General features: G+C 65.0%; 22 protein-coding genes and 1 pseudogene. 9 read left to right on the top strand and 14 right to left on the bottom strand.

Going from position 1 to position 24,304, the window contains the following annotated elements:
- Positions 1-27: 27 nt before the first annotated feature.
- The 5 genes and pseudogenes from J6500_RS32105 to J6500_RS20175 form a co-directional block, all read left to right on the top strand.
- Positions 28-366: pseudogene (locus J6500_RS32105) on the top strand (alkaline phosphatase family protein); the annotation flags it as partial.
- Between the two features lie 137 nt (positions 367-503).
- Positions 504-2,129, top strand: coding sequence for an alkaline phosphatase family protein (locus J6500_RS32100; protein WP_225714438.1), 1,626 nt, complete (start codon positions 504-506; stop codon positions 2,127-2,129).
- A gap of 326 nt (positions 2,130-2,455) precedes the next feature.
- Positions 2,456-3,463 (top strand): methyltransferase, encoded by a 1,008-nt coding sequence (locus tag J6500_RS20185; RefSeq protein ID WP_225714469.1) that lies wholly within the window; start codon positions 2,456-2,458, stop codon positions 3,461-3,463.
- 295 nt (positions 3,464-3,758) lie between these two features.
- A complete protein-coding gene (locus J6500_RS20180; RefSeq protein WP_225714437.1) occupies positions 3,759-4,697 on the top strand; it encodes an MBL fold metallo-hydrolase in 939 nt (312 codons plus the stop codon).
- A 254-nt stretch (positions 4,698-4,951) separates the two neighbouring features.
- Entirely contained in the window at positions 4,952-5,935 is a 984-nt protein-coding gene (locus J6500_RS20175; protein WP_225714436.1) for a DMT family transporter, read from the top strand.
- A 283-nt stretch (positions 5,936-6,218) separates the two neighbouring features.
- Here the strand turns inward: J6500_RS20175 and J6500_RS20170 are convergent, their stop codons facing one another.
- From J6500_RS20170 to purC, 5 genes are all read right to left on the bottom strand, one after another.
- On the bottom strand, positions 6,219-6,956 hold the full coding sequence (locus J6500_RS20170; protein WP_225714435.1) for a tetratricopeptide repeat protein: 738 nt from the start codon (positions 6,954-6,956) through the stop codon (positions 6,219-6,221).
- Positions 6,957-7,154: 198 nt separating this feature from the next.
- Positions 7,155-8,141, bottom strand: coding sequence for a tripartite tricarboxylate transporter substrate-binding protein (locus J6500_RS20165; RefSeq protein WP_376707832.1), 987 nt, complete (start codon positions 8,139-8,141; stop codon positions 7,155-7,157).
- A 37-nt stretch (positions 8,142-8,178) separates the two neighbouring features.
- Positions 8,179-8,877: a phosphoribosylformylglycinamidine synthase subunit PurQ gene (gene purQ / locus J6500_RS20160; RefSeq protein ID WP_225714434.1), complete on the bottom strand. Its 699-nt coding sequence runs from the start codon at positions 8,875-8,877 to the stop codon at positions 8,179-8,181.
- Between the two features lie 11 nt (positions 8,878-8,888).
- Complete coding sequence (gene purS / locus J6500_RS20155) at positions 8,889-9,128, bottom strand: phosphoribosylformylglycinamidine synthase subunit PurS (RefSeq protein ID WP_139484622.1); 240 nt, start codon at positions 9,126-9,128, stop codon at positions 8,889-8,891.
- Positions 9,129-9,143: 15 nt separating this feature from the next.
- Entirely contained in the window at positions 9,144-9,911 is a 768-nt protein-coding gene (gene purC, locus J6500_RS20150) for a phosphoribosylaminoimidazolesuccinocarboxamide synthase (protein ID WP_016843454.1), read from the bottom strand.
- Between the two features lie 386 nt (positions 9,912-10,297).
- Here purC and J6500_RS20145 point away from each other — a divergent pair, with 386 nt between their 5' ends.
- On the top strand, positions 10,298-10,621 hold the full coding sequence (locus J6500_RS20145; protein ID WP_225714433.1) for a DUF1476 domain-containing protein: 324 nt from the start codon (positions 10,298-10,300) through the stop codon (positions 10,619-10,621).
- Positions 10,622-10,939: 318 nt separating this feature from the next.
- Here J6500_RS20145 and J6500_RS20140 read toward each other — a convergent pair whose 3' ends face one another.
- Positions 10,940-11,857 carry a LysR family transcriptional regulator gene (locus tag J6500_RS20140; RefSeq protein WP_225714432.1) on the bottom strand — a complete coding sequence of 306 codons (918 nt, stop codon included), beginning with the start codon at positions 11,855-11,857 and terminating at the stop codon, positions 10,940-10,942.
- Positions 11,858-11,966: 109 nt separating this feature from the next.
- Between J6500_RS20140 and J6500_RS20135 the strand changes: the two genes are divergently transcribed.
- On the top strand, positions 11,967-12,794 hold the full coding sequence (locus tag J6500_RS20135; protein ID WP_225714431.1) for an isocitrate lyase/PEP mutase family protein: 828 nt from the start codon (positions 11,967-11,969) through the stop codon (positions 12,792-12,794).
- A gap of 71 nt (positions 12,795-12,865) precedes the next feature.
- Here the strand turns inward: J6500_RS20135 and cynS are convergent, their stop codons facing one another.
- The 7 genes from cynS to J6500_RS20100 form a co-directional block, all read right to left on the bottom strand.
- Positions 12,866-13,354, bottom strand: coding sequence for a cyanase (gene cynS, locus J6500_RS20130; RefSeq protein ID WP_225714430.1), 489 nt, complete (start codon positions 13,352-13,354; stop codon positions 12,866-12,868).
- Positions 13,355-13,373: 19 nt separating this feature from the next.
- The gene (locus tag J6500_RS20125; RefSeq protein WP_225714429.1) at positions 13,374-14,285 is read right to left on the bottom strand and encodes an ABC transporter ATP-binding protein; all 912 of its coding nucleotides are present in this window, start codon (positions 14,283-14,285) and stop codon (positions 13,374-13,376) included.
- A gap of 181 nt (positions 14,286-14,466) precedes the next feature.
- On the bottom strand, positions 14,467-15,306 hold the full coding sequence (ntrB, locus tag J6500_RS20120; protein ID WP_225714428.1) for a nitrate ABC transporter permease: 840 nt from the start codon (positions 15,304-15,306) through the stop codon (positions 14,467-14,469).
- 217 nt (positions 15,307-15,523) lie between these two features.
- On the bottom strand, positions 15,524-16,912 hold the full coding sequence (locus J6500_RS20115; protein ID WP_225714427.1) for a CmpA/NrtA family ABC transporter substrate-binding protein: 1,389 nt from the start codon (positions 16,910-16,912) through the stop codon (positions 15,524-15,526).
- A 106-nt stretch (positions 16,913-17,018) separates the two neighbouring features.
- A complete protein-coding gene (locus J6500_RS20110) occupies positions 17,019-17,897 on the bottom strand; it encodes a sulfurtransferase (protein ID WP_225714426.1) in 879 nt (292 codons plus the stop codon).
- 47 nt (positions 17,898-17,944) lie between these two features.
- Entirely contained in the window at positions 17,945-19,072 is a 1,128-nt protein-coding gene (locus J6500_RS20105) for an acyl-CoA dehydrogenase family protein (RefSeq protein ID WP_225714425.1), read from the bottom strand.
- 35 nt (positions 19,073-19,107) lie between these two features.
- Positions 19,108-19,650, bottom strand: coding sequence for an OsmC family protein (locus J6500_RS20100; RefSeq protein ID WP_225714424.1), 543 nt, complete (start codon positions 19,648-19,650; stop codon positions 19,108-19,110).
- Between the two features lie 263 nt (positions 19,651-19,913).
- Here J6500_RS20100 and J6500_RS20095 point away from each other — a divergent pair, with 263 nt between their 5' ends.
- On the top strand, positions 19,914-20,573 hold the full coding sequence (locus tag J6500_RS20095) for a TetR/AcrR family transcriptional regulator (protein ID WP_225714423.1): 660 nt from the start codon (positions 19,914-19,916) through the stop codon (positions 20,571-20,573).
- A 432-nt stretch (positions 20,574-21,005) separates the two neighbouring features.
- Here J6500_RS20095 and J6500_RS20090 read toward each other — a convergent pair whose 3' ends face one another.
- Complete coding sequence (locus tag J6500_RS20090) at positions 21,006-22,205, bottom strand: TrmJ/YjtD family RNA methyltransferase (RefSeq protein WP_225714422.1); 1,200 nt, start codon at positions 22,203-22,205, stop codon at positions 21,006-21,008.
- A gap of 306 nt (positions 22,206-22,511) precedes the next feature.
- Here J6500_RS20090 and J6500_RS20085 point away from each other — a divergent pair, with 306 nt between their 5' ends.
- Positions 22,512-24,245, top strand: a complete 1,734-nt coding sequence (locus J6500_RS20085) for an alpha/beta hydrolase family protein (protein ID WP_225714421.1) — start codon at positions 22,512-22,514, stop codon at positions 24,243-24,245.
- The last annotated feature ends 59 nt before the right edge of the window (positions 24,246-24,304 follow it).

Raw genomic sequence — 24,304 nt, 5'->3', positions numbered from 1 at the left:
TGCGCAGCGACCACGAGGGGCTTTCTGATGAACTTGAAGACATTCCTTTCCATCACGTCGGCGATGTCGCTTGTCGCATCCCTGGCGTGCGTTGCAACTCCGGCGTGCGCCGGCCAGGACGGCGACAATGGTGATCGCGGCGGCGATTCCCGCGGTCATGATCACGATCAGGACCATGACGGCGGCCATCACGGCCGCAAGCCGCGCGTGGTGATGATCTCGCTCGATGGCGCAAAGCCCGATTTCATCCAGAAATACATCGAGGAAGGCGTGCTGCCGCGTGACGGCGGCCTCGCCCGGCTCTCTCGCCGCGGCGCAGTGGCGCTGCAGAACGTGACGGCATCGCCGTCGCTCACCGCGGTGTCGCACATCGCGATCGCGACTGGTTCGACGGCGGTCCATAACGACATCCCCTCGAACACGTTCCAGCCGATCGTCGGGCCGATCTCCGGCAGCATCAGCGGCGCGGCGACGGCGCCACCATCTCCATCAACAACACCGTGGTGCAGGCGGCACAGCCGATCCGCACCACCGACTTCACCGTGCCGTTCGGTGCGTTCGGCGGCATCGGGGCCCAGGGTTTCTCGCTGTCGCGCAGCGACTTCACGAACGATCCGGGCATTGTGACGGCGCTGCAGGCTGCGGGCCGCTTCTCCTACAGCCCGGTGCTGGTGACGACAAATCCGATCGAGACGTTCTCCTGCTCCTCGGCGGCGACCGCGACCTGCACCAACGCCTCGACGCTCGACGTCAAATATTCGATCCGCGTCGCGGCGATCGACACCACCAATGACCGCAAGGTCAACTACGACACGCTGGTGTTCTTCGATGCTATCAGAGGCATCACCGCGGGACCGTTCCACGCGCCGTCGACCGGACCGGCCTATGCCAAGTTCGGCGGTGAGAACGCGCCGTTCTTCTTCGAAGGCAGCGGCGCGAAGGTCGGTGCCGCGTATTTCGTCTCGGCGCTGGCGCCCGACCTCTCGACGGTGCGCTTCGCCCGCTACGGTGCCAACTTCATTCCGCGCAACACGCCGGTTCTCGCCGATGTCGACGACATCAACAACAACATCGGGTTCTGGCGTCCGCAGGCCGACTTCCGCATCCCGGAGCGCCTGAGCCCGGGGTTCACCAATTTCCCGGATATCGAGATCGAGACGATGTACGAGGACATGGTGAAGACCTTCGTGCGCTACCAGGCTGACATCGGCGAGCGCGCGATCAAGACCCACCCCGACGCCGATCTGGTCATGGTCTATATCGAACAACCCGACGGCTCCGAGCACCAGTTCCTGCTGACCGATCCCCGCCAGGGCACCAACCCCGCCGACCCGAATTCGATCGGCGCCAACCAGGATGCTGACAAGGTCAAGCGCTACGCCTCCTACATCCGCTTCGCCTACCAGACCGCCGACAAGGCGGTGAAGCGGATCGCCGATGCGGCGGGCCGCGACAGCAACGTGATCGTGGTGTCGGATCACGGCTTCGCGCCGTTCCACACCTCGGTCAATCTCACCAACATCCTGCGCAACGCTGGCATCGATACCAGCAAGATCGCGATCCGCACCTCAGGTCCGGCTGCGGACATCTATGTCAACCTGCAGAACCGCGAGCTCGGCGGCACCGTCGATCTGGCGACCTACCGGGCCCTCGTCACGCAGATTACCGATGCGGTGAAGAACGCGGTCGACCCCAATGTGCGCTTCAACTATTCGCTCAATGACCAGCGCATCTTCACTGTCGTCGAGACCCGGCCGCTGCAATGCGACGCCGGCACCGGCCAGTGCCTCAGCAAGACCATCGGCCAGGACTATGGCGACGTGTTCGCGCTGATGGCTCCCGGCTACAATTTCGACGGCGTGCAGAATCCCGGCGTCGCGCGCAAGGGGGACGCCGCATTCAACGCGGCCACCACCACGCTGTCGATGCCGAACTTCTATGGCGCCCATGGCCACGATCCGGAGCTCCCGGTGATGAGCGCGACGTTCATCGCCGCCGGGCCGCAGATCCGCCAGAACACGGTGGTGCGGCGGATGCGCAATATCGACGTGGCGCCGACCATCATGCGGATCCTGGGCGCCGCACCGCATCAGGTCGACGGCGACGTGCTGCGCGAGGTCCTGCGCTAAGGCATGATCCGGAAAAAGTGCGGAGCGGAGTTCCGAAAAGACCATGCTCAAATAAAGAGCTGAAGCGCGATGACGATTCAACCAAATCTCATCGCGCTTTAGCCAAACATGATCGATGGATGCCGGACTGGCATCCATCGATCATTTATTTCGCTGGTTTTTCGCCGATGGCGTTCACCGGTTCAACATGTTACGATCAAATTTGTTTGCCGTTATTTGAAATGACGCCGTGGCACGTCCCTGCCACCTTCCGGCGTACAGGTCCGAATCCAGATCGAAATTTTCATACGCTGCAACAGCGGCGACAGCCAATTTGGGATCACATCATGAGCACAGCAACACCCGACCATATCATGCAGATCGGCATGGGCTTCTGGGCTTCCAAGACGCTGCTGAGCGCCGTCGAGCTCGGCGTGTTCAGCACCTTGGCCAATGGCGGCGCCGACCTGCCGACACTGCAGAAGAAGCTTGCGCTGCATCCGCGATCGGCCCGCGACTTCCTCGATACACTGGTGGCGCTCAAGCTCTTGGAGCGCGACAACGGCATCTACCGCAACACCGCCGAGACCGATCTCTATCTCGATAGCGCCAAGCCGTCCTATATCGGCGGCATCCTGGAGATGGCAAATGCCCGGCTCTATCGCTTCTGGGGTTCACTCACCGAGGCGCTGCGCAGCGGCGAGTTGCAGAACGAGGGCAAGGGCGGCGAAAACTTCTTTGCCGCGCTCTATGCCGATCCGGCACGTTTGCGCGGCTTTCTGGCCGCAATGAGCGCGATCAGCGCCGGTGCGGCCCAGGCCATTGCCGGCAAGTTTCCATGGCGCGACTACAAGACTTTCATGGATCTCGGGTCGGCGCAAGGCATGGTTCCTGCCACGCTCGCATCTGCCCATCCGCACCTCATCGGCATCGGCTTCGACCTTCCGGTGGTCAAGCCGGTCTTCGAGGAGTTTATCGCGCAGCGCGGCGTGCAGGATCGCGTGAAGTTTCGCGGCGGGAATTTCTTCGAGGACCCGCTGCCGCAGGCCGACGTCATCATCATGGGTCACATCCTGCATGATTGGAACCTCGCCGAGAAGAAGGCGCTGCTCGCCAAGGCATTTGCTGCGCTGCCGAAGGGTGGCGCGGTGATTGTCTATGACGCCATCATCGATGATGACCGCCGCGAAAACGCGTTTGGTCTCTTGATGAGCCTGAATATGCTGATCGAAACCGAAGGTGGGTTCGACTATACGGGCGCGGACTGTCAAGCCTGGATGCGTGAAGCCGGATTCTCGAGGACGCAGCTCGAGCCTCTCGTTGGTCCGGATTCGATGGTGATCGGATTCAAGTAGCGTCTGGGGTCTGCCTGGCTGGCGGCCGCTCGGCTTCGCCGATCTCGAGACTGCATTGCCCTACTGACGGACATCGGCCCACGCAGCCCGGATGAGGGTAGCGATGTCCGGGACCGCTCTAGCCGCCGCCGCCGTTCCCGCATGTCGCTGCGTTCATGCGGGCTACGCACTGATCGATACACTTGGGGGACTTGCGTTCGCAGCAATTGCTCTATAGCGACGGCAACCGCGCTGGGGCAGCCGCAGAGCCGATCCGTTACACCATCGCCATCCTCACCACGGATGGAGACAAACGATGATTGCCACAAACCCTGCCACGAGACAGGACAACACCGTACACGCTGGCCGGTCGCAGCCCGACGAGCTGGTTCCGTCGCGCTACGCGCTGAAGATCGGTGAGATCGACGTCATGGTGGTCAGCGATGGCGTGCTGCCGCTGCCGACCGCGATGCTGGCGCATAACGTCGACCCGTCGGTCCGGGCGACCTGGCTGAAGGACATGTTCCTGCCGCCGGACGCGTTCGATTGGGCGCTCAACGTGGTCGTGGTGCGCAGCGGCAGCCAGACCATCCTGGTCGACGCCGGGCTGGGCCTCGACCCGGATTTGCACTTGCCGCGCGCCGGGCAGCTGATCAAGCGCCTCGAGGCCGCCGGCATCGATCTCGGGTCGGTGACCGACGTGGTGCTGACCCACATGCACATGGACCATGTCGGCGGCCTGTTGGTCGACGGCGTGAAGGAGCAGTTGAGTCCGGACCTGCGGATCCACGTGGCGGCCGCCGAGGTCAAGTTCTGGGAGTCGCCCGACTTCTCCCACGTCTCGATGCCGCCGGGATTCCCGGACGCGCTGCGATCGGCTGCCAAGCGTTTCAGGAAAGAGTACCAGAGCCACCTGCGGCTGTTCGACGAGGAGCACGAGGTCGCGCCGGGCGTGATCGTCTCGCGCACCGGCGGCCATACCCCCGGGCACAGCGTGGTCCGCGTTGTGTCCGGGAGTGATCGCCTGACGTTCGCGGGGGATCTCGTCTTCCAGGTCGGGTTCGAACACCCCGAGTGGTACAACGGCTTCGAGCACGACCCCGAGGAGGCGGCCCGCGTTCGCGTCAAGCTGTTGCGGGAAGTGGCGACGACTGGCGGGCTGCTGGTGGCCACTCACCTGCCGTTCCCATCGGTCGGCCATGTGGCGGCCGACGGTGACAACTTCCGCTGGGTGCCGGTGTACTGGGACTACTGAGCGCTTGCCGGGTTAGGGCGTGGACGCATCGCGTTGATGAGTCCACGCGTTGACCCAGAACGTGGCCCGGATGAGCGAAGCGACACCCAGGGCCGATTCGTCAACCGACTCCGCTCCCGCATGTCGCTTCCGCGCCGGAAATTCCGCAACACGGCATCGCTGAGCAAACACATCAATGCGACGCCCTAGCCTTTCGCCGCGCTGCCACGTTACATTCGCCATCGTGCGCCGATGCGCGGGGAGAACCAGACAAGGTGCCGAAGAGCACAGCGAAGACGGGTGGCGTGATGGCTGCCGTGCAGACGCCCACTCCATCCACCGCGCCGGGCGCGCGGAGCTGGCGCGATTATGCCTTGCTGCTGGCGCTGGCCTGCTGCTGGAGCTCGACCTATCCGCTGACCAAGATCGGGCTGGGCTCGATCCCGCCGATCACCTTCATCTCGGCGCGCTCGCTTGTCGCCGCCGCCTTCCTGCTGATCGTGCTGCGCATCCGCGGCCTGCGCATCCCGACCGACATCAAGGCATGGAAGCTGTTCGCGGTCCAGCAGACCATCAACTCGACGATCCCATTCCTGGTGATCACCTGGGCGCAGCTCTACGTGCCGGCGTCCAACACCGTGGTGCTGGCCTCGACGACGCCCATTTTCGCCTTCCTGATCACCTGGGCGATCACGCGGCACGAGCCGGCCTCTCTGCTCAAGCTGGCCGGCGCGATCCTCGGCCTTGCGGGCACGGTCGCGATCATCGGCCTCGATGCGCTCGCAGGTTTCGGCAAGGAGATCTTCGCCGAGATCGCGATCCTGCTGGCAACGATCTCGTTCGCCTGCGCCACGATCTTCGGGCTGCGGCTGTCGGACTATGATCCGATGGTGGTCGCGGCCGGCTCGCTCCTGTTCGGCGGCACCGTGCTGCTGCCGCTCGCGTTGATCGTCGATCGGCCCTGGACGCTGCATCCGACGCCGCAGGCACTGGCCGCGACCGTCACGATGGGCATCTTCTCCAGCGCGTTCGGCCTGATGCTGTTCTACATGTGCCTGACGCGGCTCGGCACGCTGACCACCAACGCGCAGGGCTATTTGCGCATTCCGATCGGCGTCGCGCTATCGGTGCTGCTGCTCGGCGAAGCCGTGCCGTCGAACCTCGCGCTCGGCCTCTTGCTGGTCATGGCCGGCGTCGCCGCGATGACCGTGCCTGGCGAGGCATTCAAGCGCGCGGTGAGTCGGATGCGCAAGCGATAGCGCAGCCACGTAAGGTGAACGCGCCGGTAGAGCTCCCTCCCCCCTTGAGGGGGAGGACTGGGGAGAGGGGTAGGCCCCGGGGCGAGATGATCAATTGAAGGCGCCGTGCTCGCAATTTCGATATCGCGCCATCGGCGATCGCATCGAGAGAGCGCATCGCGCGCCACCCCTCTCCCTAACGTTCCGGAAGGACCCCTTCCGCCAGCGCGCTCCTTACGCTGGCAAGGCAGCCAGTCGATCTGGACGAAGTGAAACAGAATCGTTGCCGGACGGCCCGCACCGCTCACGCCGACAGCTGCTTCTCGGCGATCGAGAGCCACTCGGCCTGCGCGTTGCGCAGATAGCGCGGGGCGCGGCGCATCTGGATCAGGAGTTCGTTGAACACCATGCGCGCTTCGGCGCTGCGGCCGACCACCTGCAGCAGCAGGCCATAGCGGACGCGCGCCTCCGCGCCGGGAAAATATTGCGAGACCGCCTGATATTCCTCCAGCGCCTCGTCGATCCGGCCGGCTTCGGCGAGCGCGCGCGCATAGAGCAGATGCCCGTCGGCAGACTGGAAATCGGGCCAGCGCTCGCGCAAGGCATCGAGGGTCGCCAGCGCGTCGTCGGGCCGCTTGCGGGCAAACTGGGCCTGCGCCTTGGCGAGCGCATAGGCCGGATCGTCACCCTGCGGCTGCCGCATGACATGGTCGTAGTGGTTCTCCGCTTCTTCGTAGCGGCCGACGTTCTGGCACTCCGCGGCCAGCGTCACGCGATTGGCGATGGTGTCCGACGTGGCAAGGCGATCCGACAGGTCGCGATACTGCTTCTCCGGATCAAGCCGGTTGGCGGCCCGCTTGCGCGCCTGCGCACCGCCCGGCCCGCCCCACCATTCCGGCACCAGTTCGACGACGATATAGGCGAGCGCGCCGATCAGCGGCACCATCAAGATGATGAAGGCCCATGGCTGCAATCGCCCGGTGCGCGCGGCGTGGTAGATCAGGGTGATGTCGAGCAGCAACACGACCAACGCGACGGGCATGCGGACCCCTGCGAACCGGACGGATCATCCAAATCGCCTCCGTCATAACGCGCCCTATGCGCTGCGACAATCCCCGGTAGCGATGGGACCGATGCTAGCGTGAAGCGATCGTAAAACGGCAGCGGCTACACCGCATTGGTCTCGCTCGGAGCGGATCAGGTTCACGGTCCGAATTCCCTGAGGGCACGTCGCGACGCGCTATTTCTTGTCGTCCGCCAGCAGCGTCCGGTATTTCGCGACGTCGCGCGTGACGAGCTGCTGCAGCACCTCGGGCTGCAGCTCGTTCGCGTCGGGCGCGACTGTCGACAGATCGGCGAACCTTTTCTTCACCGGCTCGCTCGCGACCGCGCTGCGCGCCGCCGCGTTCAGCTTGGCGATGATCTCCGCCGGCGTGCCCTTGGGCGCGAACAGGCCGTTCCAGCCCTGCGCCTCGAACTCCGGCAGGCCCGCTTCGGCCGAGGTCGGCAGCTCCGGCAGGCTCGCAAGCCGCACGGTCGAGCCGACCACGACGGCCTTCACCAGCTTGTCGTCGATCGCCTGCGACACCGAGGCAGCGGCATCGCAGACGCCGTCGATCTGGCCGCCGATCGCGTCCGTCAGCGCCGGCGCCGCGCCGCGATAGCCGACCAGCGTCACGTCGACGCCGGCGGCATGAACGAAGCTCTTGCAGATCAGGTAATTCGAGGAGCCGACGCCGGCATGGCCGAGATTGACCTTGCCGGGATTCCTCTTCGCGTAGTCGATGAATTCTTTCAGGTCCTTGGCCGGAAAATCCTTGCGCAACGCGACGATGCCGAAGGTCTTGGCGACGACAGCGATCGGCGCGAAGGAGTCGGGCGTGAACGCAAGCTTCGGATAGATCGTGTAGGTGGCGGCATTGGTGCCGGCATTGCCGATCGCGATGGTGTAGCCGTCCGGCTCGGCGCGCGCCGCGCGCGTCAGCGCGGTGGAGCCGCCGGCGCCGGCGACGTTCTCGATGATGATGCTCTGGCCGAGCGCTATGCCCATCTGGTCGGCCACCGCGCGGGCGATCACGTCCGACGTGCCGCCGGCCGCGAACGGCACGATCATCGTGATCGGGCGTTTCGGGAAGTCCTGCGCCTGGGCTGCCGTCGCAAGCAGGAGCGCCGCGGTTGCGGCAAACCAACGAACCAGCGCATTACTGTTTTGGCGCGTTTTCTTCACGCGAACCGGCCCCCACTTCGCTTGAAAACGCGATGCCTCACGCCGCCTTCAGATGCTGAGCCAGACCCGCGAACAGGCCGCGGCCGTCGGTGCAGCCCATGATCTCTTCGACGTGGTTTTCCGGATGCGGCATCATGCCGAGCACGTTGCCGCGCTCGTTGACGATGCCGGCGATCGAATTGGCGGCGCCGTTGAAATTGGAGGCCTCATCGACCACGCCCTCCGGCGAGCAATAGCGGTAGAGCACCCGCCCCTCGCCTTCGAGGCGCTTCAGCGTCTCCCCATCGGCCTCGTAATTGCCTTCGCCATGGGCCACCGGCACGCGGATCACCTGGCCGGCATTGTAGCCGCGGGTGAACGGGGTGTCGGAGCGCTCGACCTTCATGTGCACGTCGCGGCAGACGAACTTGAGCTGCGCATTGCGCATCAAGACGCCCGGCAGGAGCCCGGACTCGCAGAGAATCTGAAAGCCGTTGCAGACGCCGAGCACGAGCCCGCCCTTGGCGGCGAAATCGCGCACCGCGTCCATGACCGGCGCCCGCGCGGCGATCGCGCCGCAGCGCAGGTAGTCGCCATAGGAGAAGCCGCCGGGCACCACCACGAGGTCGGTGCCTGACGGCAGCGCGGTGTCGGCGTGCCAGACCATCGCGGCGTCGTTGCCCGACGCCAGCTTGAGCGCGCGCGCCATGTCGCGCTCGCGGTTGATGCCGGGGAAGACGAGGACGGCTGATTTCATGGTGATGCGGCCTAGAGCAGTTCGACCCGGTAGTTCTCGATCACGGTGTTCGCCAGCAGCTTGTCGGCGGCGGCCTTCAGTGCCGCCTCCGCCTTGGCCTTGTCGGTCGCCGCGAGTTCGATGTCGAACACCTTGCCCTGGCGAACGCTGGCGACGCCATCGACGCCGAGCGATTTCAGCGCACCCTCGATCGCCTTGCCCTGCGGATCGAGGATGCCGGTCTTCAACGTCACAGTCACACGTGCCTTCACGACAGCCCCTCAGGTCTAGCTCTTCACCAGCACCGGGCCGCTGCCGGCCGGCCGCTCATTTTCGATCAGAATGCCGAGCCGCTTGGCGACTTCGGTGTAGGCCTCCAGCAGGCCGCCGAGATCCCGCCGGAAGCGGTCCTTGTCGAGCTTCTCGTTCGACTTGATGTCCCACAGACGGCAGCTGTCCGGCGAGATCTCGTCGGCGACGATGATCCGCATCATCTCGTTCTCGAACAGCCGGCCGCATTCCATCTTGAAGTCGACGAGGCGGATGCCGATGCCGAGGAAGAGGCCGGTGAGGAAGTCGTTGACACGAATGGCCAGCGCCATGATGTCGTCGATCTCCTGCGGCGTGGCCCAGCCGAAGGCGGTGATGTGCTCTTCCGACACCATGGGGTCGTTGAGCTGGTCGTTCTTGTAATAGAATTCGATGATCGAGCGCGGCAGCTGGGTGCCCTCCTCGATGCCGAGGCGCTGCGACAGCGAGCCGGCGGCGACGTTGCGCACCACCACCTCGAGCGGCACGATCTCGACCTCGCGAATCAGCTGCTCGCGCATGTTGAGGCGGCGGATGAAATGGGTCGGCACCCCGATATCGTTGAGGTGCTGAAACAGGTACTCCGAAATCCGGTTGTTGAGGACGCCCTTACCCTCGATCACCTGGTGTTTCTTGGCATTGAACGCGGTCGCGTCGTCCTTGAAGTGCTGGATCAGGGTTCCCGGCTCGGGGCCTTCGTAAAGCACCTTGGCCTTGCCTTCATAGATACGGCGTCGACGGCTCATTGGGATGTACCGTGTTTTGTTGAAATCCATGGATTTGGGTGCTCCGGATGACTTGGGTTACGACCCACGACGGAGCTGCCGCGGAGGCCTGGAACCTTCAGAATCCCAATTGGAAACAGAACAAGAACCACGCCTGACGGCAACCTATCCGATTGGCCTATCCAGCACAATCGATACCGCCCCTTTGCGGGCACTTATACCGGCCCTATCGCCAGGGAGAGCCGGGGCCGGATTTGGCCGATTTCGACTGCGGCTTAACGGCTCGTTGTCTTGCCGTTTCCGTCTACTTATCTAGGCAGTGATCGGACGACCGCAACCGACGTCAAGGCGTTACATCAAGGCCTTAGACCACAGCTTACCATTCACCAGGGGATTGGAACTTCGGCATGAGCGAATTCAACAAGCGCGAGGAAGGTTTCGAGAAGAAGTTCGCCCTCGACGAGGAGCAGAAGTTCAAGGCCGAGGCTCGCCGCAACAAGCTGCTCGGCCTGTGGGCGGCCGAGAAGCTCGGCCTCTCGGGCGATGCCGCCAACACTTATGCCAAGGAAGTGGTGGCCGCCGACTTCGAGGAAGCCGGCGACAGCGACGTGCTCAAGAAGGTATTGAGCGACCTCACCGCCAAGGGCCAGTCCGTCACCGAACGCGACATCCGCGCCAAGATGGACGAGCTGCTGGCGGTGGCCGCGGCCCAAGTCAAGGCGGGGACGTAAGGGCTGGAACGTCAACGTCTCGCAAGATCCATATCGAACTCGACGAGGCGCGCCGGACACCGTTCCGGCGCGCCTCGTTTGTGGGCGTAGGCCGGCGTCGGCGCTCGGTTCGCTAACAGAGCTTGCTATCAGTTCCGTCATCCTGAGGTGCGAGCTCTTGCGAGCCTCCGAAGGATGCGTTGGCCCGGCTGGTGGCCGTCGATCCTTCGAGGCTCGCAAGAGCTCGCACCTTCAGGATGACGGGGTTGATGCGCTACAGGTCCAGCTAATACCGCGGCGCCCGCTTCGCGAGAAACTCCTTGGGCCTTCCCGATCTCGTTACCGAGCCCCTGGCTTCGAACTACCAAGTTCGGCACGGATCATCTCCAGCAACAGCCGCGATGCCGCGCTCAGAAAGCCGCCGCGTCGCGTCACCGTCACGACGTCGTGGCTCGCGGCGAGATCGCCGACGGCGATGGTTGAAATCGTGGAGCGGCCGAGTTCTTCGGCCGCATTGCTTTCCGACAGCAGCGCGATGCCGAATCCGGCTTCGACCAGGCGCTTCTGCGCGGTCAGGCTGTCGACCGGCGTCCAGGACGCCTCGCCCAACCCGTGGGTCTGAAACAGCGCGAAGACATGCGATGCGGTGATCTCGCGGCGTCCCGGCACGATCGGGAATGCGATCCAGCGCTCGTCGCGCAACCGCGCCAGCTTCGCGACCCGCCGTCGCGCCAGCGGATGATCCGGCGCGCAGACCACGGCAAGCGGCTCGGCGAACAGCAGCTCGCAGTCGAGCTCGCGCGAGCGGTCGCGATCGTAGCGCAGTCCGATCGTCGCCTCGCCGCGCCGGACGAGGTCGCTGACCTCGGCGCTGGTCGCGGTGCGCAGCGACAGCTCGACATCCGGATGCTGGCGGGCGAAGCGCTTCAGCACCTTCGAGAGCTGCATGCCGGCAAGCGTGCCGGTCACCGCCAGCGCCACCGGGCCGGAATGGTCGCGCAGAAGCGCGCGCACCGCGTGCTCGGCATCCTGCGCCGCCGCCACCGCGCGCTCGGCATAGGGCACCATCACCCGCCCCGCATCGCTCAGCCGGGTCTTGCCGGCGATCCATTCGAACAGCGGCACGCCTAGCTCCTGCTCGAGCAGCGCGATGCGGCGGGAGATCGCCGGCTGCGAGCGGTGCAGCGCCCTCGCGGCGCTCGAAATGCCGCCAAGACGGTGCACCACCAGGAAGGTGTTGAGCGCGTCGCTGTCCATTTCCGTCCATGCAAAAAACTGATGCTGTCGAGAGAAATAACAGATTTGGCTGATGGGCGAAACCACCCTACCCTCCAAGACCGTCGATTGCGCCACAACAGGAGTTCACATGCGCACCCAGGCGGACAAGGCGGCACGGTTTCGCGAACTGCATCAAAGACGCGGCGCCTTCATCATTCCAAATCCGTGGGACGCCGGCACCGCAAGGCTGCTCGCGGCGATGGGCTTTGAAGCGCTCGCCACCACGAGTCTCGGGCTCGCCAATACGCTCGGACAGAGCAGCGTCAGCCTCGATGCCATCATCGAGAACTGCCGGGCGATCGCTGCGGCCACCGATCTGCCCGTCAATGCCGACCTCGAGAATTGCGGCGCCGACGATCCGAAGACCGCGGCGAAGGCGATCGCGCGCGCCGCCGAGGCCGGGGCCGTCGGCGGCTCGATCGAGGATTCCACCGGCGATCCGCGGCAGCCGATCTACGAATTCCAGCATGCGCTCGAGCGCGTGCAGGCCGCAGTCGAGGCCGCGCGGGCGCTACCCTTTCCGTTCACGCTGACGGCGCGGGCCGAGAATTTTCTCTGGGGCCGCAAGGATCTCGACGACACGATCCGGCGGTTGCAGGCGTTCGAGGCCGCGGGCGCCGACGTGCTGTATTCGCCCGGCCTGTACGACATCGAGACCATCCGCACCGTGGTGTCGTCGCTGAACAAGCCCTTCAACCTCGTGATGGGCTTTGCCGACCCGACCCTGACGCTTGAGCAGCTCTCGGCCGCCGGCGTCAAGCGCATCAGTGTCGGCGGCGCGATGCAGCGCCACGCGCTGGTGGCGTTTCTGCGCTGTGCCCACGAGATGAAGGATCAGGGCAGATTCAGCTTCGTCCGCGACATGGCGCCGGTGAAGGAGGTGCGCGAAGCGTTCGCGGCAGCAAGGAGCGAATAGGGAGTAGCGAATAGGGAATGGCGAGTAGAGAAGTGATCCGATTCGCTACTCGCCACTCGCTATTCGCGCTCTCACTCTTCCTTGAATCCGTACTCCGGCACGTTGCCGCTGGCGCCGTAGTATTTGTAGGGCAGGAATTTGCCCGACATCGTGATCTTGACGCGATCGCCTTTCGGATTGGCGACGCGCTCGATTCCCATGTCGAAGTCGATCGCCGACATGATGCCGTCGCCGAACTCTTCCTCGATCAGCGCCTTCCAGGCCGGACCGTTGACCATCACCATCTCGTAGAAGCGGTAGATCAGCGGATCGGTCGGCGGCATCGGCGTGCCGGTGCCGCGCATCGGCACCTCGTTCAGCATCGCGGTCTCGGCCTTCGACAGCGCGAACAGTTCACCGGCATTGGCCGCCTGCGGCTTCGTCAGCTTCATCTGGCCGAGGATCGCGCCCACGATCAAGACCTCGGAATAGCCGCCGATCCGTTCGCAGATGTATTTCCAGCTCCAGCCCTTCTCGCGCTTGATGTCGAGCAGCTTCTCGGTGAGGTCTTCGCGTTTCATGTGGTTCCTTCTTGAGGTTTCAGCGCGCAGCACTCTGCGCGGGATTGGGGTCGACGACGCGCGGCGGTGAGACGATGACGGGCTCGCCGACGCCGGGCCGTACCGTCGGCACGTGGCGCGGATCGCGATCGGTCACGTCGCTGGCAAAGCTTCTGCTGCGGCTGACCAGGAAATCGACGATGTGGTTGCGCAGCGCATAGTAGTAGGGATGGCGGTGCAGATCGATCCGGCCGCGCTCCTTGGGCAGCGGATTCTCGACGATCTCGGCCAGCACCGCGCCGGGGCCGTTGGTCATCAGGAAGATCTTGTCGGCGAGGAAGATCGCTTCGTCCACGTCGTGGGTGATCATGAACGTGGTCTGGCCGGTCTCCAGGCAGATGCGCCGTACCTCGTCCTGCAGCGTGCCGCGCGTCAGCGCGTCGAGCGCGGAGAACGGCTCGTCCATCAGCATGATCTTCGGCGTGATCGACAGCGCCCGCGCGATGCCGACACGCTGCTTCATGCCGCCCGACAATTCGGAGGGATACTTGTGCTCGGCGCCGGCCAGCCCGACCAGATCGATGAATTTCTGCGCGTGGGCCTTCACCCTTGCCCGGTCCCATTTGCGCCATTTCGAGCTGACGGCGTAGGCGACGTTGCCGAGCACAGTGCGCCACGGCAGCAGAGCGTGGCTCTGGAAGATCACGGCGCGGTCGAGGCTGGTGCCGTCGATAGCCTGCCCGTCGACGATCACCGTCCCCTCGCTCGGCTCGTCGAGCCCGGCGAGGATGTTCAGCACCGTGGTCTTGCCGCAGCCGGAATGACCGATCACGCAGCCGAACTCGCCGCGCGCCATCGACAGCCAGAGGTTCTCGAAGATCGTGGTGCTGCCGCCGCCCGCCGCCGGATAGCGCCGCGCGATGGCTTCGATCGAGATGAACCTGTCGGTCATCGCGGACGCCCCCTTCCCCCTCTCCCCGCTTGCGGGCAGAGGGTCGGGGTGAGGGGGACTCTCCGCAATGTCGGTGAGAGTTGGACTCGCGGAGAGCCCCCCTCACCCGATCGCTGCGCGATCGACCGCTCCCCGCAAGCGGGGCGAGGTGAAGACACGGCGACACTTGTGAACAACATCATCACTCCGGAAACGTCACCAGGCGCGTGATGCGCGCCAGCACCTGGTCGAGCAGCATGCCGACGATGCCGATCAGCAGGATCGCGATGATCACGTTGGTGATCGACAGATTATTCCACTCGTTCCAGACGAAGTAGCCGATGCCGGTGCCGCCGACCAGCATCTCGGCAGCGACGATCACCAGCCAGGCGATGCCGATCGAGATCCGCATGCCGGTCAGGATGGTCGGCGCCGCCGCCGGCAGGATCACCGTGAAGGCGCGCCTGACCGTGCCGACCTCGAGCGTCCGTGCGACGTTGATCCATTCTTTCCGCACGCCGGCGACCCCGAACGCGGTGTTGAGCAGCATCGGCCATACCGAGCAGATGAAGATCACGAAGATCGCCGAAACAGAGGAATCCTTGATGGTGTAGAGCGCCAGCGGCATCCAGGCTAGCGGCGAGATCGGCTTCAGCACCTGGATGAATGGATCGAGCGCTTTGCTGATCAGCGGCGACATGCCGATCAAAAAACCGAGCGGGATCGCGACGACGACGGCGATGAGGTAGCCGAGCCCGACGCGCCCGATCGAATACGCGAGCTGGATGCCCAGTCCCTTGTCGTTCGGCCCGTTGTCGTAGAACGGCCGCTTCAGATGCTCCCACAGCTTGGCACCGACATCGAGCGGACCCGGCATCGCCGACTTGCCCTGGGTCGCCGTCAGCCCCATCAGCCTTGCATATTCCGGGCTCATGCTGGCGGCCGTGCCCGTGCTGCGGGTGGCGAGATGCCAGGCGCCGAGGAAGACGGCGAGCAGCACGAGGGAGACGATCGCCGCGCGCAGGCGGAGGGGCATGCTCATCTCCCTCGCCCCGCTTGCGGGGAGAAGGTCGGGGTGAGGGGGGCTCTCCGCGAGAACGCAGGGAGTCGGACTCGCGGAGGCTCCCCCTCACCCGTATCGCATCGTGCGGTGCGACATAGCCGAAGCAGCGCTTCGGCGTTCTTAAAGTAGGCCGCCGAAGGCGGCCTACTGCTCTCCCCGCAAGCGGGGCGAGGCAAAGAGACAGCGGCCTCTCCCATCACGACGACTTCCTGATCTTGAAGCCCGCGAGATAATCGTCGGGTTTCTCCGGATCGAAGGTCTTGCCCATCACCGCGAACGATTTGTAGCTTGTCGCCGGCGGCGTCAGCCCCATCTCGGCCATCACCTTCCTGGTATCGGTGGCGAGATAGACCTGTTCGGCCACGGCCTTGTAGTCGACATCACCCTTGATCTGGCCCCAGCGCTTCATCTGCGTCAGCATCCACACTGCAAAGGACTGCCAGGGGAACGGATCGAAATCGACCCGCCTGGCATCGGTCTTCACGCCGCCGAGGCCGTCGGCATAGGTCCCGGTCAGCACCTGCTCCAGCACCGTCACCGGGGCGTTGATGTAGTTGGCCGGCGCGATTGCTTCCGCGATCTGCTTGCGGTTCTCGGCCTTCGCCGCATGGCCCGTCGCGTCCACGATGGCGCGGGTCAGGGCGGCGAACGAATTCGGCGCCGTGGTGATGAACTCGCGGCTGGCGGCAAAGCTGCAGCACGGATGTCCGTCCCAGATCTCCTTGGACAGGATGTGCAGGAAGCCGACGCCGTCATAGATCGCGCGCTGGCAGATATTGTCGGGCGCGAGGAAGCCGTCGATGTTGTCGGCGCGCAGGTTCGCGACCATCTCCGGCGGCGGCACCGAGCGGAGCTGCACGTCGGTATCCGGATCGAGCCCGTGCTCGGCGAGATAATAGCGGAGCAGGTAGTTGTGCATGGAATAGTCGAACGGAATGGCAAACTTCATGCCCTTCCAGTCCTTCGGATCGCGCTTGTCCTTGTGCTTGATGGCGAGCGTGATGCCCTGTCCGTTGATATTCTCGATCGCCGGCACCGTGAACGGGATCGCATTGGCGCCGAGCCCGAGCGAGATCGCGATCGGCATCGGTGCCAGCATGTGGGCGGCGTCGTATTCCTTGTTGATGGTCTTGTCGCGGATCACGGCCCAGCCGGCGGTCTTCACGACCTCGACGTTCAATCCCTGCCTGGCGTAGAAGCCGAGCGGCGCCGCCATGATGATCGGGGTCGCGCAGGTGATCGGAATGAAGCCGACCTTGAGGTCCTTCTTCTCGGGCGGCCCGGCGTCGGCAAAGGCTTCCGTCGCACTCTTCAGCGGGAAGAATTGCGAGAGCGCGGCGAGCGCCGTCGACGCGCCGACCGATTTCAGGAACGCGCGGCGCGCGGCGTCCTGCGGAAACACGGCGCGCATCACGGCGGAGGCGACGACGCCCTCGTAGCGTTGCTCCTCACTCACCGCGACCGGTTCGCAGCGCAGCACGCGCTCGGCATGCTCGTGCTCGGCAGTGGAGCGGTGCCGACCGCACACGCAAGCCGATCGGGTGAGTTCGCGGTCGGCATCGAACGGATCGTCGAAGGTGGACATGCTGCGCCCCATTGTCGCACCGAGCCGCAGAGCACGCTGCGATCCGGTCAATTGATCACCATCCGGCCGCGTTTTGCGCCGCCGGATGGTGACATGCATGCAGGTTCTATGCCGCTTTGCCTGTTACGACGGCAGCGGTGGGCAACCCTTCATCGATCGGCAGCGCCGGATCGCGCGACCACTCGTTCCAAGAGCCGAAATACATCCGCACATCCTTCACGCCGGCGTTCTTCAGCGCCAGGAAGGTGTTCGAGGCGCGGGCCCCCTTGAAGCAGTAGAGATAGACCGGCGTGGTCTGCGAGATGCCGACGGTGGCGCATTCCGCAAGGATTTCGTCCTTCGACTTGAAGCGCTGGCCTTCCGCGGTCGGCTTCATCATGCGGTACCATTCCAGCCAGACCGCACCGGGGATGCGGCCCTTGCGCGGACAGAAATCCTTGCCGTAGGGCGAGGAGCTTTCGCCGATCCACTCGTCGACATCGCGCACATCGAGGATCGCGACCCCGGGCTTGCCTACCGCGGCCAGCATTGCCTTGGCATCGATCATGATGTCGCCGGCTTCCGGCACGATCGCGAACGCCGCCTTCGCCGGCACCGGCACTTCGGTCGTGACAGGCAGGTCGGCCGCCTTCCAGGCGTCGAAGCCGCCATGCAGTACCTTGATCTTGGGATAGCCGAGCATCGTGAGCAGATAGTAGCCGCGGCAGGACTGGCCGAAGCCGGAGTTCATCGACTGCTCGTAGATCACGGCGGTCTCCTTGCCGGAGAGACCGGCGGCGCCGAACGCGTCGGCGAACTTGGTCTTCAGCTCGTGCATGCCCTCGGGCGTCGAGGTCGCGAGGTAGGTGAAGACGTCATGCACGTTGACGGCGCCGGGCAGATGTCCCGCCGCATAGGCATCCGGATTCCGCGTATCGATGATGACACATGGTTCTTTCGTGACGAGCTCGGCAAGTTCGCCGGCGGTGATCAGAACGTCCGTCATGGCAGCCTCTCCTGTCTGTGGTTGCAGTCTTGGTGGTTCCGAACTCCTCAGCCGTCCGCCAGCATCTTGCGCAGCTGCTTGGTGGCGGGCGTGACGATGGCGACGAAATACGCCTCGCGCAGCCGGCGCTGGGCGCGGTGGCTCACCAGGTAGCCGCGCGCGCCGCAATGGAGCATCGCGGCATGCGCGACCGCGACGCTGGCGTCGCCGATGCGCAGGCGCAGCGCGACGACGCGCCGCCAATAGCTGTCATCGGCGTTGTAGGGATCGCTTGCCAGCGCCATCGCTTCCTTCTCGAGCTCGGCATAGAGCTCGCGGAATTGCTGCGGCTGTTGCGGCAGATAGCGGTTGACGTGGCCGAGCGGCGCATGGACCTCGTCCATGATGTTGATGCAATCCTTCATCAGGCCGAGGCCCATGCCGGCCTGCAGCAGGATGAAGCCGGCGCGAATCTTCTTGACGAACGGCGCGGCCGGGGCGGCCAGGATCAATTCGTCCGGCACGAACGCGTCGCGGAACTGGACGCCATAGGTGCCGGTGCCGTCCATCGCCAGGAACGGCTTGCATGGCGTTAGTGTGATCGCGGGATCGGAGCAATCTGCGAGGAACATGACGGTAGCGCCCGCCTCGCCTTTGGCGCCGTCGTCCTGGCACTCGAAGATCGTGCCGAAGTAGTGGTCAGGCCCCAGATTCGACACCCAGGGCAGCGTGCCGCGGACGATGTAGCCGCCCTCGACCTTGCGTCCCTTCAATTTCAGCCGCTCGATGCCGAACAAGCTCTTCATCGGGTTGGAAAGCCCGGTGCCGCCGAGCGCACGTCCGCTGGAGAAGCAGTTGCCGAAGCGCGCGGCGAGCTTCATGTTGGTGGAATTGGCGACGTACCAGACCAGCGTGTTCTGGCACCAGGCCATGAAGGCGGTGGCGCCGCAGACCTCGCCGATTGCAACCATCGACTGGATGGCCCACCGCAGGTCCGCCGGGCCCTCCTGCGGCACGTGGCTGCTCCACGCGCCGACCTTGCCGAGCCGGCGCAGAAAGTCGCTGGGATAGACCTCGCCGGCATCGATCGCGGATGCGAGCGGCGCCAGCTCCTGACGCGCGAGGCGGGCGACCTCGTCCGCAATGGTCGGTGCGGGATCTTGAGCTGCGATCCGCGATAGAGCCAGTGAACTCATGGATGATCTCCGCACCTTGAATTGCCGGTCGAACGCTACGCGCCGACCTCGAGATTGACCGGACGGGTGAAGGTGTTCGCGACCGGCGACCACTTCTTCACGTGAGCCACCAGCGCGTTGATCTCGCCCTGCGAGATGCCCTCGCATTCCATGTCGACCTTGACGCGGACGTCGGTGAAGCCGACCGGCTTCTCGCTGACATCTCCAGTGCCCCACACCGCCGTGATGTTGAGATCGCCTTCAAGCTCCAGCTCGAGCTTGTTGACGATCCAGCCACGGTGCACGGCGTTGGCATGCAGGCCGACCGCAAGGCAGGAGCCGAGCGCGGCGAGCGAGGCTTCGGACGGATTGGGCGCGGTGTCGTCGCCGAGCAGGCCCGGCGGCTCGTCGACGATGTAGGGCGCGAGGTTGCGAATGTAGTTGGCGTGACGGAACTTGCCCTCGGCCACCGTCTTGCACTTCAGGGTCTTGATCACCTTCGGGTTGGCCTTGCCGTTGGCAATGAGCTGCTCGAGCCCGCCTTTGTCGATCGGCGCGAGGCAGCCGGTCAGAGCGGTTTTTTGAGCGACAGCAGTCATCAGTTTTCTCCCTTGGAGCGGTGGATTTCAGGATACCGAACGGTCTGTTTCCTGCATAAGCCGTGCCAGATTTCGGCCGATTCAAAAGGCGAAGGCGCGCAGGCGCTTAGCCTGGGCTGCCCACCGATTGACCACTGCACCACTGCTCAAGCGCGATGCATCTGCCGCGAGGACACGATTATTTTGAGCGCAAGACTGGCCGATCGCCGGCGCCGTGAAGATGCGGCTTGATGATTGTGCCGCGGTTCGATTTACTGCCGCGCATGAGCAAATCGCCTGCGAAGAAAAAACCTGCCGCGGCATTTTCCGCCGGCGACGATGAATCGGCGCGCGGGCGCCTGTTGAACGCGGCGACCCGGCTGTTCTGCAAGAACGGCATCAACGCGACAGGAATCGATGCGATCATCAACGAGGCCGGCACCGCGAAGACCACGCTCTACAAGCTGTTCGGCTCGAAGACCAACCTCGTCCACGCGGTGCTGGAAAGCGAAGGCAGGCAGTGGCGGGACTGGTTCATCGGCGCGATCGAGGCCGGCGGCGGCGACGCCCAGACCAAGCTGTCGCGCATTTTCCCGGCGCTCAAGAGCTGGTTCGCGGAAGAACGCTTCTACGGCTGCCCCTTCATCAATGCGGTCGCCGAGCACGACAAGGATGCCAAGCAGTTTCGCAATATCGCGATGAAGCACAAGAAGGTGGTGCTGGCGCATATCGAGAAGCTCGCAGGCGAGATGGGCGCCGCCGAGCCCGCGGTGCTTGCGCATCAGCTCGCACTGCTGATCGACGGCGCCATCGTCGCCGCAATGGTGTCCTGCGACCCGGATGTCGCCGACACTGCGGGGCTCGCCGCCAGCAATCTGCTTGCGCCGGCGAAGGCGAGGAAAGCGAAGCGCGCGGGCAGCGCGGCAGAACTCGCCGCGGTCTAGTCCCTCCGCGCCATGCGCGCCCTCAGGGTATGGTCGGTGTCATCGCCCGGCTCGACCGGCGATCCAGTATTCCAGAGACAGTCGTGATTGAGCCGATAGGCCGCGGCGTACTGGGTCGCCCGGTCCATGTGCGCAATTGCGCACAGGCCGGGGCAATGACAGCGGTGGGTGAGGACAAAGCTTCACGCCCTCGCACGATGACGGTGTGAGAATTGTAGCGAACAGCCTTGCCCACGTCGTCGTCCTGGCGAACGCCAGGACCCATAACCACCGAATTCGATTGAGAGCGGGATAGTGACTCCAGCGCCGCAAGCGATTGGGGTAATGGGTCCTGACTTTCGCCAGGACGACGGTGAATACATTCACTTTCTCTCAGGGTGACGGATTCGGCAGTTGCGCATCTCGCGCAAAAAGCTGCCTCCCATCGAAAGCTCACCGCCCCCGCGTCAGTCCCGCCTCCAGCCGCACCAGCTCGCCGTCGAGATCGCGCTCGACGTCGGCCACCTGGATGTCGACCACGCGATAGTCGCGCGCCTCGAGCCAGGCGCGGCGCTTGGCGCGGTCGGCGGCGATGGCATCGCTCTCGCCGGGATTGACCAGCTCGATCGCGAGGCGGTGAACGAAGGAGACGAAATCCGGGATGTGGCGGCCGACCGGGGTCTGGCGCTTGAACAGGCCGGCGAAGCGGCGGTCTTTTGTCAGCGCCTGCCACAGCATCCGCTCGGCGTCGGTGGGATTGCGGCGGAGCAGCCGGGCGAGGCCGCGGACGGTCGAGCTGTTGTCGGCGGTGGCGCCGCCCTGGCCCTGCTCGGCGAGCAGCGCCCGCAGGCGGGTGGCCTGGGCGCCGTCGAGCACGCCGCCCTTGGCCGGACCCTTGCGGCCCTCGGCGATCGCCATCACCACGCCGTGCAGCGTGTGCATGTCCTGCTTGGTCGGGTCCATCCGGGTGAAGATGTTGCGGAGGTTCACCAGCATGGTGTCGCGCTTCTCCGCCGGGCGCAGGAACTCGACCTTGTCGAGTTCGGCGACGAGATTATCGAAGAACGCCTGCATCTGGTGCTGGGAGGCCGGCTCGGACCTTTCCGGCATCGCGAACGGCAGCGCGCCCGCGGTCGAGAGCTTGAACCACTCGTACCCCATCAGCAGCACCGCCTGCGCGAGGTTGAGCGAGGCGAAACCCGGATTGACGGGGTAAGTAATGATGCGGTTGGCGAGCGCCACCTCCTCGTTGGTCAGCCCGGAGCGTTCCCGCCCGAACAGGATGCCCGCCCCGCCGCCGGCGGCGACGTGGCGGACGATCTCGCTTGCCGCGGCCTCCGGGCCGACCACCGGTTTGGCCTGGTCGTGGGCGCGAGCGGTGGTGGCGAACACGAGGGTCAGGTCGGCGATCGCCTGCTCGACGGTGTCGAACAGCTCGACGGAACCGACGATGTGATCGGCGCCGGCGGCGGCGCGCTGCGCGGCGATGTTCGGCCAGCCGTCGCGCGGGTTGACGATGCGCATCCGGGTCAGCGCAAAATTGCCCATCGCGCGCGCGGCCATGCCGATGTTCTCGCCAAGCTGCGGCTCGACCAGGATGACGACGGGACCGGCAAGGTCGTGCCCTGTCTTGGTCTTGTCGGTGCCGGACATCTCACTTCACTTTCTGATTCAACATCTGAAGACTTTGAATCAGCTTCCGAGGAAACTGATTCAACACCTCATGCAGGCTTGCGGGCACCGGCTCCGCACCGGACTTGCCCACAGGCAATTTCTCCAAGGAGATAACAGGGTTAGCGGCGTTTGCGAATCCTCAACCGGAATCGCAATGGAGCCCGCGCAGGACCGCGCCTTGCGCGCGCTTTGCCCTCGGATAGGCTATCAACCACAACCAAAGCGAAGCTGTAAAGGCACGCTTGCGACGCCGGTCGAACGGCAAGGTGCTGGGGAGTGACGACGATGCGGGGCAGATGGACGCTGGCGATGCTGGGGATCGTCTTGATCGTGGCGGGCGGACTGCTCGCTTACGTCACCCAGACGGCTGGCGGCATCCGGATCCAGGACGTCCGCTTCAAGGGCGCCAAGGGCAACACCATGAGCGCCCTGCTCTACATCCCGCCGAACGCGACGCCGCAGATTCCGGTGCCCGGCATCCTCGCCGTCCACGGCTACATCAATTCGCGCGAGACCCAGGACGGCTTCGCCATCGAGTTCGCCCGCCGCGGCTATGTCGTGCTGGCGCTCGACCAGACCGGCCACGGCTACAGCGATCCGCCGTCCTTCGCCAACGGCTTTGGCGGGCCCGACGGCCTCGCCTATCTCCGCAGCCTCGAGATCGTCGACAAGGAGAACATCGGCCTCGAGGGCCATTCGATGGGTGGCTGGACGGTGCTGGCTGCCGCCGCGGCGATGCCGAACGACTACAAATCGATGGTGCTGGAGGGCTCCTCGACCGGAAAACCGTTCGCCGCCGAGGGCACCACGAGCTGGCCGCGCAACACCGCGCTGGTGTTCGCGCAGTACGAGGAATTTCCCGACCTGATGTGGGGTGTCCAGCGCGCCCGCGATGTCACCGCAAGCCCGAAGCTGTGGGCGCTGTTCGGCACCCAGAGCGCGGTCGAGCCGGGCAAGGTCTATGGCGATCCGGCCGCCGGCACCGCCCGGGTGCTCTACACGCCCGCGATCACCCATCCGGCCGAGCACATCTCCTCCGAGGCGATCGGCTATGCGCTCGACTGGTTCGCCACCACGCTGAAGGGCGGCACGCCGCGCCCGGTCGACGACCAGATCTGGTTCCGCAAGGAGCTCGGCACGCTGCTTGCGCTGCTCGGCTTCATCGCGCTGGTCATCGGCACGTTCGACGGATTGCTCGAGGCGCCGGCGTTCTCCCGCCTCAGATTGCCGGCGGTCGCCGACGGCACCATGCCGCCGCACGAGGCGGCCACTGGCCGGCGCTGGACCGCGGCCTTCATCCTGACCGCGTTCCTTCCGGCGCTGACCTACTATCCGGCCTTCGCGCTGGGCGGCACCTTCGTCACGCCGTCAGCCGTGCTGCCGCAGGGCATCACCAATCAGATCCTGGTCTGGGCCATCGTCAACGGCCTGATCACGCTGGTCCTGATGCGCCTCGCACCGAAGCGAGCCAGCCGCGGCGGCCTTATCGGGCAGTCCGTCGTAATCGCGCTGGCCGCGGTGGCGGTCGGCTATGCCGCGCTGTGGCTGGCCTACCTCGCCTTCAAGATCGACTTCAGGTTCTGGATCGTCGCGTTGAAGCTGATGAGCGCGAAGCAATTCCTTATCTTCCTGATCTATCTGATTCCGTTCACGGCGTATTTCGTCGTGGCGCTACACGTCCTGCACCGCAATTTCTCGACCATGGACGCCCCGCGCGGCGCGCTCTACCTCACCAACATCTTCGCGCTGACCTTCGGCTTCATCGTGCTGCTGGTGCTGCAATACGGGACCATGTGGCTGACCGGCAAGCTGTTCAACCCGGTCCCCGACCCCGGCTTCGTCCCGCTCTCGACCATCGTCGCGATCCAGTTCGTGCCGCTGCTCGCCATCGTCGCGGTGATCGCGACCTTCACCTGGCGGCGGACCGGATCGAGCCTGCCGGGCGCCCTGATCTCCGGCCTGCTCGTGACCTGGTACATCGTCGCCGGGACCGCGACGCAAGTCCCCTTTCCAGGCTAAAAGATGGGCGAAACTGCATAACCGGTCCGCTTCCGCCCGCCCCCGGGCGGTGCTATAGC

The organism is Bradyrhizobium semiaridum, assembly GCF_020329505.1.
Taxonomy (GTDB): domain Bacteria; phylum Pseudomonadota; class Alphaproteobacteria; order Rhizobiales; family Xanthobacteraceae; genus Bradyrhizobium; species Bradyrhizobium semiaridum.
This window is presented reverse-complemented; position numbering and strand designations above follow the sequence as displayed.

What these genes read in the sequence shown, in the direction of transcription:
- J6500_RS20185 (WP_225714469.1), top strand. Translation starts at nt 2,456, where the DNA reads ATGAGCACAGCAACACCCGACCATATCATGCAGATCGGCATGGGCTTC.
- J6500_RS20180 (WP_225714437.1), top strand. Translation starts at nt 3,759, where the DNA reads ATGATTGCCACAAACCCTGCCACGAGACAGGACAACACCGTACACGCT.
- J6500_RS20170 (WP_225714435.1), bottom strand. Translation starts at nt 6,956, where the DNA reads ATGCCCGTCGCGTTGGTCGTGTTGCTGCTCGACATCACCCTGATCTAC.
- purQ (WP_225714434.1), bottom strand. Translation starts at nt 8,877, where the DNA reads ATGAAATCAGCCGTCCTCGTCTTCCCCGGCATCAACCGCGAGCGCGAC.
- purC (WP_016843454.1), bottom strand. Translation starts at nt 9,911, where the DNA reads ATGAGCCGTCGACGCCGTATCTATGAAGGCAAGGCCAAGGTGCTTTAC.
- J6500_RS20145 (WP_225714433.1), top strand. Translation starts at nt 10,298, where the DNA reads ATGAGCGAATTCAACAAGCGCGAGGAAGGTTTCGAGAAGAAGTTCGCC.
- J6500_RS20140 (WP_225714432.1), bottom strand. Translation starts at nt 11,857, where the DNA reads ATGGACAGCGACGCGCTCAACACCTTCCTGGTGGTGCACCGTCTTGGC.
- J6500_RS20135 (WP_225714431.1), top strand. Translation starts at nt 11,967, where the DNA reads ATGCGCACCCAGGCGGACAAGGCGGCACGGTTTCGCGAACTGCATCAA.
- cynS (WP_225714430.1), bottom strand. Translation starts at nt 13,354, where the DNA reads ATGAAACGCGAAGACCTCACCGAGAAGCTGCTCGACATCAAGCGCGAG.
- J6500_RS20125 (WP_225714429.1), bottom strand. Translation starts at nt 14,285, where the DNA reads ATGACCGACAGGTTCATCTCGATCGAAGCCATCGCGCGGCGCTATCCG.
- ntrB (WP_225714428.1), bottom strand. Translation starts at nt 15,306, where the DNA reads ATGAGCATGCCCCTCCGCCTGCGCGCGGCGATCGTCTCCCTCGTGCTG.
- J6500_RS20115 (WP_225714427.1), bottom strand. Translation starts at nt 16,912, where the DNA reads ATGTCCACCTTCGACGATCCGTTCGATGCCGACCGCGAACTCACCCGA.
- J6500_RS20110 (WP_225714426.1), bottom strand. Translation starts at nt 17,897, where the DNA reads ATGACGGACGTTCTGATCACCGCCGGCGAACTTGCCGAGCTCGTCACG.
- J6500_RS20105 (WP_225714425.1), bottom strand. Translation starts at nt 19,072, where the DNA reads ATGAGTTCACTGGCTCTATCGCGGATCGCAGCTCAAGATCCCGCACCG.
- J6500_RS20100 (WP_225714424.1), bottom strand. Translation starts at nt 19,650, where the DNA reads ATGACTGCTGTCGCTCAAAAAACCGCTCTGACCGGCTGCCTCGCGCCG.
- J6500_RS20095 (WP_225714423.1), top strand. Translation starts at nt 19,914, where the DNA reads ATGAGCAAATCGCCTGCGAAGAAAAAACCTGCCGCGGCATTTTCCGCC.
- J6500_RS20090 (WP_225714422.1), bottom strand. Translation starts at nt 22,205, where the DNA reads ATGTCCGGCACCGACAAGACCAAGACAGGGCACGACCTTGCCGGTCCC.
- J6500_RS20085 (WP_225714421.1), top strand. Translation starts at nt 22,512, where the DNA reads ATGCGGGGCAGATGGACGCTGGCGATGCTGGGGATCGTCTTGATCGTG.